A 10,662-nucleotide genomic window follows, 5' to 3' on the forward strand; every position below is an offset into this window, starting at 1 on the left:
ACACAGTTTGTTTTAATTTAAATACTAAGTAAGTGTAAATAGACTGTTTTTTTATAATGTCGAATATTTTTCAAGTTGGTGAGTAAGCTCGATAAGCTGGGGGATTGGCGGTTATTGTTAATATTTGGATCTACAAAAGCAGGTTGGCGGCTTTATTCACAGAGGCTTGTAGGTTTAAGCCTCTGTCTATTTATTACTCAGTTATGTCATTAGCGCTCAGCTAGCTTAAATTTTTGGCGAATGAACCGTTAGTTTAATCCTGAAATGATGGCTGGAATACCTGGTAGTAAGCCAACTAATGCCATCACGCCTGTAAGAATGATAAACATAACGCTAGGGGCTATCCAGCGGTTCATTTTGGTGAGTTTAGCACTGCGATCTTTACAGCCTATTAAACCTAAATTATCCAATAACATTGTCAGTGACCAACCAAAAGCAGGGTTAACTAATACTGACGAAAACACCACAATCGCAGCTGATTGAGTGGTTTTTCCTTCTCGGGTCATTTCCATACCAGCCTCAAGAAGTGGGATAAATACCCCAACGACTAAGGCGACACACAATACGGGTTCCCAAATGGCTAAATCCATTGGATAACCCCAAAGTGCGGCAATAACACAGAACAAGGCTGTCAGTAGCGCACCAGCAGGAATGGGGCGTTTAGCAATTGCTGCAGGGACTATGTATGTGCCCCAAGATGAAGTGAAGTTGGCCCCCCCAAGCATTGAACCAAAGGTTTGACGAATTGAAGCGCTGGTCATCGTGTCATCTATATTCATATGCACTTTTTCAGTGCGCTGCGGGTAGTTAATCTTTTGAAATACTTGATGACCTAAAAAGTCTGGCGACCACATCGCGACAGCGAGCACAGCGAAGGGCAAAACCACGATAAAGCTTTCAAGAGTCGGTAAGCCAAGCATCCAACCTGAGCTTTCTCCCCACCAGTACATTGGGCTCATGTTCGGTAGACCTGGCGCAGTTTGAAACTCAAATGGCGCGCCGAGGGCAAAGGCTAACGTACCACCGAGTAAGCAACTTAATGGCACGGCTAGCCAACGTTTTCGCCAGTGCTCTAGTAAGGCATATAAAATAATGGTGCAGAAAATCACGATAAATGCGATGTGTTCCATACCGATACTGTTGGCCCATGCATACAGCTTTTTTACTTGTGATGCAGTACCAACAAACCCCAAATACAGCAAGAGTCCGCCACAAACCCCTTTACTGGTGAGGTTGGCGAGCATACTCCCGCCTTTACTGATGGCAAGAATTAAGCCTAAGGCGCCAATGAGTAGTCCAAATGCCATTGGGTGGCCGCCTGCTGCAACCACAATTGGAATAATGGGAATAAGCGGTCCGTGGGTGCCAGCTAAGTTTGCTGTAGGCAATAAAAAACCTGAGAAAATGACAATGAAGAAAGCGGCAATAATGAGTTCGTAACGGACATTTTCCAGAATAAAGCTTTCTTCAAGGCCAAGTGAGGTTGCAAATGTGGTGGCAATGGCGCCGACCATGACCACTTTACCTATGGTTGCAGCCATTGCTGGAATGGTGTCTTCCAGTTCAAAGCGATAGTCTTTGCCTGGTAGATTAGGGCGCCAGCGCTTTGGATCCATAATCGTTAATTCATGCTCTAAATACTCATCTCGAGAGTTAAAGACAGAACTGGGTTTATGTTGCTGTTGATATTGTTTGTTGGATGGATTCGTTTGCGATTGACTGGGGGGAGATTCACTTTTCTGTTCATGTATGGATTTTGAATTACTGCTCATATCATTCCTATTGCTCACTCACTAAAAGTGCTACTGCTTTAAATTAGAAGCACCTTATCTGAACCCTATAGCCATAGCGAGTAATAATCGGCGTTTTAACCTCAGACATTAGTCGTAGGTAAATATTTGTTTACATTAGTAAAATAGGTTTGGGTGAAGTCAGTGTCGCTAGCGTTGTGAGGTAAAAAAGCGATATATAGGGGAGTTTGATGCTTTGTTAGCAAGAAGCCTGTTAATAAAGGTGTTAGCTAGATGAAACTTAAAGGAGTCTCTATGGCGCATCAGCACCATAGAGAATGATAGTTTTTGTGTGATCACTTATTCAGCACAAATTGATCAATTTGATTTTGTGCTAAGGCTTGATCCATGGTGCCTTTCAGTAATTTATACATCAAAATAGATGCATCAATTTCAGTCTTGCGATTAGTTAAACTTTCAATGTTTAACCCTAACGGGATATTTAGCTGAATCACCGCATCTAAAATTTGCAGTAGATTACTGTGGTTTATTTTAATCGACTCATATAATGGATCGGCTGCAGATAGAATACGCTCACTGGTTTCTTCTGGTACTGATACCCCTAACCAGTTGATAAATTCTAGGGTTTTGGCGCTGCCACAAGGTGAGAAAGTTAAGATAACTCGATTGGGTTTAATGTTGTTTAACTCACATTCTTGAGCATAGCTGGTTAGCATATCAATTGTCGCTTGGGCGTTATATACCGCTTGAGTAATGTAGTACTCGCAGCCTTGAGTCGACTTACCTAATAAACGAATGTGTTCATTCTTTTTGCTTAAGTGGCGCTCTGCAATGGCAACACCACCAAGATAGAAGTCCTGAGAGTGCGAAGCTAAGACCTTATAAGCATCATTAAGTGGTAATGAACTTTTTACCTGAGTAGAGGGGGAGCCCACCAAGACGAGATCTCTGACATTGTTTTGATACCAAGCGCGAGATAACCATTCATTAAACCCTCGCTCATCCAGCCCTGCAACACTCTTATAGGCTATAACAGGCTTACCTGACTTTTGGTTGATTAATTGTGCATAGGTGCCAGAGTCATGGGTGGCTTTGAATGGAAAAGGTCTAGGGGTGTCAGTACGACTGGTTTCATCTTGAATGTCATAAATGATCAAACCGTCAAAACTTATCTCATCAAGGCGAGCGAGTAACTTATCAGCAATAATGCTGACCGACTCAAAATCAGTATCGATTTTCGGTGGGGTAGTACCAATAAAGTATATTCCACGGTGATGATCTGACGATCGCTGTTTTAATGATTTTCTCATGTTTAGCCGTCTAGATGGATGTTATCTACATTGTGTCTTAAATCAGGGCGGTTGTTAAGGCTCAATAAGATAATTTTTAGATATAACTAAGGTCATCGTCATTTAGCGGCTAAATGATAAAAGCCTAATCGTTTTGTGTTGCCAAACACTGACTGATATTACTGTCGACTCTAATAGTAATTCAGTGTGTTGAATGGCGGCAGTTGGAATACACAGCAACATAATAATAGCGAATAGGATAAGGTTAATGTAACTTTTGGTGCATATAGAGTCCTTATTTGTTTTGGTTGCATAAATACTGTGTTAGCTATTTTATTAATTACTAAATTTTGGTTTTAAATCTTTCAACCATATAGCTGTAAGTGCTTGTGTAAATTTTCACTGTAAAAGCATTAGAAAATATAATGATAAAATTAGAAATTATATCTGTATTTTTAGCGGGGGTGAGCGCAATATTTGCTTCCTTTTTTATTTGTTAGTGCGTGTTATGTTAGAAGTTAAAGTGATCAGTGCCTTATGGCTAGTTGGTATCCTAGCTGAAGCGATGACAGGCGCGTTGGCCGCAGGTAAAAAACAAATGGATTTGTTTGGTGTCGTTATCATTGGCTGTGTTACTGCCATTGGTGGTGGCACATTACGAGACATGTTACTGGGAAATTATCCCATTATATGGATTGAAAACGTGCACTACTTGTTAGCCATCGCTACCGCATCTTTACTGACGGTGATGATAGCACCGTTAATGCGTTACCTTTCGCGCCTATTCTTGGCAATTGATGCTGTCGGGTTAGCGGTATTTTCTATTGTGGGTGCACAAAAAACCTTGATGCTTGGTTATGGTCCTGAAATTGCGATCGTTATGGGAGTTGTGACGGGTGTTTTTGGTGGCGTCATTCGAGATATTTTATGTAATCAGGTGCCGCTTATCTTTAAAAAAGAGCTCTATGCACTTGTTGCTCTCGCAACTGCTGCCTTGTATGTGGTGATGAAATTCAGCGGTGTTGTTGAATGGATAAGCTTATCAATTGCTGTGATGTTTGGCTTTAGTTTCAGAATGCTGGCGATTCGATATGAGTGGTCAATGCCCAAGTTTGATTACCAGACTCCTTCAGATAGTCTTCATTAACAAGAGCCGTTATTGACAAGAGCTGTCATTAACAAGAGCTGCCATCTATAAGGGCCGTCATTTGCACGAACTGTCATTTACAAGGCCTATTATTTACAAGAGCTGTCATTGACAATAGCTGCCATCAACGAGAACAGTCATTCGTCATCAGTGGGGTGTATTTCACCCCATTCTGGTTTTTCTATTTCTTTTCAAACTACATCTGTGTTTGTGATTAAGCCAACGTTGTCTTGGTTGAGTGCTAATCAAATACGGTTATTTGTAGGGTTCGCTCCTTCATATAAGATTCGCACTAATCCTTATTATCGATGACGATAGCATTAATCACTGGCGTTAGTGGTGAATTGAGCAAAGACAAAACCTACTGAGATATCAAACCTATGCCACATGCTTTTTCAAATCGTCGCCGTATCTTAAATTTAACCGCGGATAAAAAAGCCTTAAGATCTCAGTTTCGCTGGGAAACGATCAATGCTATTGCCTATAAATTAGGTGGCATTTTATTTGTTATTGGCAGTTTCTTCTTTTTTCCTAGCCGAGCTGAATACGCTTATATTGGTGGGTGGATTTTTCTCGCTGCATCGTTAACTTATTTAGTGGTTAATATTCACGATATGGCTGAGATCCGGCGTTATTGGAAAAGTCATACATCCCACCAAGTAGACGAGGTTGTTGAGTATTTTGCAGGGGCGACATACCTGTTTGGCACCTTATGTTTTGTATTTGGTCGGTTAGCGAGTTTTCCTCAAGTGGATTGGCCGTTAATCAGCACCTGGTTGTTTATTATTGGCAGCACGTTATTTGTTGTTGGCGCAGCGGCTAACGTATTTTTGATCGTCAAAGCAGACTCAGTGCAGTTACTTCAGTTGATGAACCTTACTTCGATTTGCTTCATCGTTGGTTCAGTTCTTTATGGCTTGGCTTCCGTGCCATATTTATGGGCTTTTGAGTCACCAAATGATCACTTACTTATTCTTAACTTTCTTGCTTGGCAGTACATGATTGGCAGCTTGTTATTCTTATTGGGTGGTGTATTTAACTACTGGCGAGCATATTTGTTGGTAGAAGGTGAAATAGCGAAAAAGCAGCTATAGTCATCATTGATATTTGGCTGATTTGCTTGTTAATTACTCGCTATTCATGACGGGTTTGATTAGAATTTATACATAATCTGTATAAGGAATAATACGATGAAAGTAAGCGATATCATGACCCCTAATCCTATTTGTATTAGTAATGAGGCCAGCCTGAAAGACGCTCACCAATTAATGCAAAGCCGTAATGTGCGTCATCTTCCTGTTATTTCTGAATCCGATGGCAAATTTGTTGGCATGTTGACCCATAAAAAAATGATTGCAACTGTGCTAAGTGTGCTCAATAAGTACGGCCAAGGAGCGTTAGATAGAAAAGAGCGCTATACCCCTATCGCCGATATTATGGATACCCAAGTCGATAAATTAGGATTAGATGAGCCGCTTCCTGTTGTCGTGCAATATTTTATCGACAATAAACTAGGTTGTTTACCTGTTTTAGACAGAGATAACAGAGTGTTAGGGATTGTCACATCATCTGATTTTATTAAACTCTGTCAGCGTTTATTAGTCACTCAGCAGTTATCATGAGCGTTGAAAACCTTTGCTAAACGCTGCTTAATCAACTTATGTGAACACATTAATTTTCAAGGATGGAACAACAATGAAACGTTATCAAATCATAGGGCTGGTTGGCTTGTTCTGCATGATGTCTGCTTGCAGTGACAATAAACAAAGTCAGGTTGAATCAAGCCAGCAAAAACTTGCCAATCCTGCCGCTGTATTTTGTGCAGAGCGGGGTAAGTATGATATTTCTTCTGGGCAATGTATGCTTGAAGACAATACCCAAGTGGATGCTTGGGATTTTTATAGAAAATATCATGCAGATCAATCTGTAGGGCTAGAAAATCCTGCCGCGGCCTATTGCATATCATCCCAAGGAGAATACGATATCAACACTAGCGAATGTAAGTTCGCTGATGGCCGTATTGTTAACGCTTGGGATTACTTTAAGCAGCAAAGCAGTAAATAAATAGCCGATGACAGTTTAATCATGGTGAGTATAAAGCCTATTTATATTCGCCAACTTTACTTGCTTATTGACTCGCCATGTTTTACATCATTTTTTGTTGATTTCTAAGCGCTTTATTTTGGCGGGTCATCTCCCTTCCTATATTGCTTTGTTTACCCTCTATAACGTTATTTATTTCAACTTCTTAAGTTAATTTTGACGAGTGTTTGTAGCCTCGTTATTAACACAGCTTTAGCCGCCTACACCTAGCCGGTTGTATTCATACTTTTGATGTATATTCACCATTGCTTATATTGACACGCCTTATAGTCATATGTACTAATAGGTCGTCGAGTAATGAAGCAGGTCTATTTTGTTGTCTTAATTAAGTAAATAAATTCATTGGCGATAATCATCAATTTTTAGGTGGGCAAGGTAATGTAATTTTGCTTTTTAACAGACGAGATTATTACAATCTAGGTTGGCGTCATAGGTAAACCCTGTTTTCTGTTTGTAGAACACGGTGTCGTTATTAAGCATTGATTTATGAGGATAAATAACCTTATGCGGTACTTGAGATAACACCACCTTTTAATATATTTAGATATATAAATGGGGAAACTATGAACTCACATACAAATAGAAAAACATATATAAGGGCATTGTTGGTTGCCGCAGCCTTTTGTGTCACCTCTGGGAATATACAGGCCGCTGAAACGTTTCAAACTTCCGAAGCCAGATTTCCAAATACTGAGCAAGGGTACTTCACCAGCCACTATGAATTGAACAACGATCCAAATACTTATCTTTACACCACTAGCTATACCGCAAGTTATATAAAAATGTCTGGAAACTCGCAAAACGTGGTGTCAGGTCGAGGTTGGCAAACAGGGCATCAATGGCGCAAAGTCAACTTTAGTATTGAAAATTACTATCCTGATAACAGCAGCCAAAAGTCAGTTTTTGCTTTGTATGGTTGGACTAAAAGCAATAACACCAATTACGACGGTATGGCCGAATATTACATTATTGATAAGCACAATGGTTGGTATCCCGAGCATCAAAATGATGATGGCAAAGACAATGGTGCACGTTGGTTAGGAACTAAAAATGTAGATGGTGCTAAGTACGACTACTATGTTTCAACACGCACCGATAAGCCTCACGCCTATGGGCCTGGGCTAACAACATTTAAACAATACTGGGCAATTCGTGACTATTACAATCAGCGTGATAACGGTGAGATTAATGTCGGTCAGCATTTTCAAATGTGGATAAACCCGCAAGAATATAAGCATGAAAAATACCCGTATATTGGTAATTGGGGTTATCAAATTTTTGCGATTGAGCTGATTGGTGGCGGAGGTTCTGTCAATTTAAATGCTTGGTCAAATAACTAGGCCCTGTACATTAACGGGTTTGATCGCACTCGTTAGGTTAATCTGAACCCTTTTTGTGTGGTGAGTGATACTCAGCATAATAAGCAATTGATAGGTAGATAAATCAAGCGTTGTGCAACAAAAAAGCCAAACAATGAGTTTGGCTTTTTTATTTTGCTTACTGTTAAATGGTGGCGAAGTTAGGTTAATTTAAATCGTCCCACAAGTCCGTCTAAATCATTTGCCATTGATTTTAGCTCATTGCTTGAGCTTTCAATGCTGGCTGAAGCTTGGGCGCTGCTTTGGCTGCTGTCACCAATGTTGACCACATGCTGATTAATTTCGTTAATCACCACAGATTGCTCTTCAGTCGCAGTGGCTATTTGGGTATTGAGATCTGAGATATGCTGAACATTACCTGCAATCTCTTCCAGCGCCTGATGCGTTCGCATTGACGCTTTAACGCCTAATTTGGCATGCTCACGTCCTTCGTGGACTGATGCTACGGCAGCTTTGGCGCCGTTTTGTAGCTCAGAAATCATAGCGTGAATTTCATCAGTTGACTCACTGGTGCGCTGGGCTAAGTTCCTCACTTCATCTGCAACAACGGCAAAACCACGGCCTTGTTCACCAGCGCGAGCAGCTTCAATAGCGGCGTTTAATGCTAGCAAGTTGGTTTGTTCTGAAATCCCACGAATCACATCTAACACGCTCGATATTGAGTCACTTTTTTCTGCTAAAGTGACAATATTTTCTGAGACGTTTTCCATATTAGACGCCATATCTGTGATGGTCGTGTTTGACTCTTCAACCACGGTTTGCGCCCGTTGCGCTTTTATGGTCGCATCATTAGTGGCTTGAGCTGCAATGGAGGCACTGTTTGCTATTTCTGCAATTGTGCTGCCCATTTCGTTAATGGCTACAGAAACTTGATGTGCTCCATCACTTTGGATATCCGCAGATTTTTTAGAATGTTGGGCATCGCTATAGACATGTTGAGAAGCGTCATTCACCTTGTTTGAGGTTGCAGCTAGCTCTTGAACGACAGAGTGCAATTTACTAATAAAGGCATTAAACCCTTGAGCTAAACGGCGCATTTCTTCATTGCCATTTTCGTTAATACGCTGAGTTAAATCACCTTCACCCTCGCCGAGCTCTTTAAAGGTATCAGCTAATTGATTTAGTGGACGCACTAAGCTGTTGCCAAGGTAAATACTGATCGCAATAAAGAGGACGGCAATGATAAAGAACGTAATTAAGATATTATTACGTGAAGTATCTAAGCCAGCGTATAGCTCCTCTTGAGGGACTTCAGCGATGACATACCAGCCTAAACTTGAGATATAACTTGAAGCAATGAGTTGCTCATCAGCCATTGCAAAAGCATAGTTGTTTTGGTTTAACAATTGACGACTGTTAATGCTCGGATATATATCAGCTAATGTTTTACCCGATTTATAATCGATACTGCGGTGAACTTTAATGACACCGTCGCCATCAACGAGGTAAACAAAACCCGTTTGTTCGATTTGAAAACTGTTGAGGTAATCAACCATTTCATCAAAAGATTTAGACACACCGCTTAGGCCTTGGCCATTTTCTTGCTGGTAATTGATGAAAATATCAGTTTGGCCAACACTGTCATGGTAAATACTCGTCGACTCGTTTTTGCCGCTTTCAGTGAAGCGAAAAAACCACTTATCATGGCCGGGATCCAGTACGCGTAAAAAGCCATTTTGATTCCAATATTTGTGACTGTTTTTATCGACAAATGAGGCATTACTAAAGCCGTTATCACTGGCTGTTTTTGCTAAGTAATCGATTAAGTACTGCTCACCTTCAACACTTTCACCTTGGTCTATCCAAAGTTGGATCATGCTGTTATTTGCGATAGCCCGAGTGACGACTTTCATCTGATTAATTTCGCCATCGATAGCATTACGAATACGCTGGACTAGGTTAGGCATATCCGACTGTTCTAATCGCTCTGATAATAAGGTTTTAGCGCTATTTTGGCCTACATAAGCAACGACGCTGGTGGATACAATGACAGCAAATAACATCGCAGTTATTAACTTATTCCGAATGGATAATGTAGATAAAAAGCTCATTAACATAACTCCTACACACCGATTAATTAGGTGTGTTGATACATCTAGGCTGCCTTTGGCTAACCTAATCAAGGGTGCTGACTATAACGGCATTTATACTAAAAACATGAGGAAGTTTCACAATTAAATATAATAATCTAACAATGTGCGGTGTTTTTGCGCGCTGATTGGTTGGACTTTGTTCAGTTGGTGGCCGTGATACGATTTTTTAACGGTTATTTTTTGTTGAATAAAAAGCCGTTTTGTACGTTTCGTGACAATCATTTTATTGGCAAAAATAATAATTTGAATAAGTGTAAGATGATTTAAACAAAGTCCGTTGAGCAGTAGCGGTTGAAAGAGTTAGTTGAAAGAGTCAGTTGAGCAGAGCCCGTTGAGCAGAGTCAGTTGAACAGAGTTCGTTGTACATAGTCCGTTGAATAGAGTCAGTTGAAAAGAGTCCGTTGAACAGAATAAAGCAGAAGGCGTTGGGCGAAGAAAGTCATCAAAGCCTTACGATAGTCAGATGTATATGTAAGGCTTTTAAAAAGTATCTACAGTCAAAATGTAAACCGCTAATTAATCGTTAATTAGCGGTATCAGATATGCCTAATGGTGAGCGTGTTCAGTTTTTTCGGCGCTCATTGGCATTAATTTCATGCCGCATTTAGGACAGCTATCACCTTCAACACCTGTAATACTGGCATTCATTGGGCAAGCATGAGTATGTTGCTTGGTCTTATGATCTTTGTGTGCATGTTTTGCTGAACAGCATTTGCAGTTAGCTTTATCAGCACACTTTTTACAGTTATCACAGTTGGTTTTACAGTTATCACAGTTGGTTTTACCGTTACAGTCTTTGCAGTTTTCGCACTTTTTACAGTTTTCGCATTTGGTTTTACCATCACAACCTTTGCAGTTTTCACACTTTTTACAGTTTTCGCATTTGGCTTTACCGTCACA

General features: G+C 40.4%; 9 protein-coding genes. 5 read left to right on the forward strand and 4 right to left on the reverse strand.

The features are described from left to right. Window positions 1–248: 248 nt before the first annotated feature. Together AB4128_RS14125 and AB4128_RS14130 are read right to left on the reverse strand one after the other, a co-directional pair. On the reverse strand, window positions 249–1,772 hold the full coding sequence (locus AB4128_RS14125; RefSeq protein WP_372038066.1) for a DUF3360 family protein: 1,524 nt from the start codon (window positions 1,770–1,772) through the stop codon (window positions 249–251). A 314-nt stretch (window positions 1,773–2,086) separates the two neighbouring features. Further along, window positions 2,087–3,061, reverse strand: a complete 975-nt coding sequence (locus tag AB4128_RS14130; RefSeq protein WP_055022562.1) for a methylenetetrahydrofolate reductase — start codon at window positions 3,059–3,061, stop codon at window positions 2,087–2,089. Window positions 3,062–3,548: 487 nt separating this feature from the next. On the opposite strand from AB4128_RS14130, the gene AB4128_RS14135 reads away from it, so the two are divergent. The 5 genes from AB4128_RS14135 (at window position 3,549) to AB4128_RS14155 (ending at window position 7,630) form a co-directional block, all read left to right on the forward strand. Beyond that, window positions 3,549–4,187 carry a trimeric intracellular cation channel family protein gene (locus AB4128_RS14135; RefSeq protein ID WP_055022561.1) on the forward strand — a complete coding sequence of 213 codons (639 nt, stop codon included), beginning with the start codon at window positions 3,549–3,551 and terminating at the stop codon, window positions 4,185–4,187. A gap of 380 nt (window positions 4,188–4,567) precedes the next feature. Further along, window positions 4,568–5,281: a YrhK family protein gene (locus AB4128_RS14140; protein ID WP_055022560.1), complete on the forward strand. Its 714-nt coding sequence runs from the start codon at window positions 4,568–4,570 to the stop codon at window positions 5,279–5,281. A 96-nt stretch (window positions 5,282–5,377) separates the two neighbouring features. Next, window positions 5,378–5,809, forward strand: coding sequence for an HPP family protein (locus AB4128_RS14145; RefSeq protein ID WP_055022559.1), 432 nt, complete (start codon window positions 5,378–5,380; stop codon window positions 5,807–5,809). Between the two features lie 73 nt (window positions 5,810–5,882). Next, complete coding sequence (locus AB4128_RS14150) at window positions 5,883–6,251, forward strand: DUF333 domain-containing protein (protein WP_080914967.1); 369 nt, start codon at window positions 5,883–5,885, stop codon at window positions 6,249–6,251. A 602-nt stretch (window positions 6,252–6,853) separates the two neighbouring features. After that, a complete protein-coding gene (locus AB4128_RS14155) occupies window positions 6,854–7,630 on the forward strand; it encodes a glycoside hydrolase family 11 protein (protein WP_372038069.1) in 777 nt (258 codons plus the stop codon). A gap of 179 nt (window positions 7,631–7,809) precedes the next feature. Here AB4128_RS14155 and AB4128_RS14160 read toward each other — a convergent pair whose 3' ends face one another. Then, window positions 7,810–9,720 carry a methyl-accepting chemotaxis protein gene (locus AB4128_RS14160; protein WP_192022134.1) on the reverse strand — a complete coding sequence of 637 codons (1,911 nt, stop codon included), beginning with the start codon at window positions 9,718–9,720 and terminating at the stop codon, window positions 7,810–7,812. Between the two features lie 588 nt (window positions 9,721–10,308). Further along, on the reverse strand, window positions 10,309–10,662 hold a 354-nt coding region (locus AB4128_RS14165; protein WP_372038072.1), incomplete at its 5' end, for a heavy metal-binding domain-containing protein.

The sequence above is a fragment of the Shewanella sp. 10N.286.52.A9 genome (assembly GCF_041468985.1).
Taxonomy (GTDB): domain Bacteria; phylum Pseudomonadota; class Gammaproteobacteria; order Enterobacterales; family Shewanellaceae; genus Shewanella; species Shewanella japonica.

Excerpts from the sequence above, each read along its gene's own strand:
- AB4128_RS14125 (WP_372038066.1), bottom strand. The coding sequence starts at position 1,772 with ATGAGCAGTAATTCAAAATCCATACATGAACAGAAAAGTGAATCTCCC.
- AB4128_RS14130 (WP_055022562.1), bottom strand. The coding sequence starts at position 3,061 with ATGAGAAAATCATTAAAACAGCGATCGTCAGATCATCACCGTGGAATA.
- AB4128_RS14135 (WP_055022561.1), top strand. The coding sequence starts at position 3,549 with ATGTTAGAAGTTAAAGTGATCAGTGCCTTATGGCTAGTTGGTATCCTA.
- AB4128_RS14140 (WP_055022560.1), top strand. The coding sequence starts at position 4,568 with ATGCCACATGCTTTTTCAAATCGTCGCCGTATCTTAAATTTAACCGCG.
- AB4128_RS14145 (WP_055022559.1), top strand. The coding sequence starts at position 5,378 with ATGAAAGTAAGCGATATCATGACCCCTAATCCTATTTGTATTAGTAAT.
- AB4128_RS14150 (WP_080914967.1), top strand. The coding sequence starts at position 5,883 with ATGAAACGTTATCAAATCATAGGGCTGGTTGGCTTGTTCTGCATGATG.
- AB4128_RS14155 (WP_372038069.1), top strand. The coding sequence starts at position 6,854 with ATGAACTCACATACAAATAGAAAAACATATATAAGGGCATTGTTGGTT.
- AB4128_RS14160 (WP_192022134.1), bottom strand. The coding sequence starts at position 9,720 with ATGAGCTTTTTATCTACATTATCCATTCGGAATAAGTTAATAACTGCG.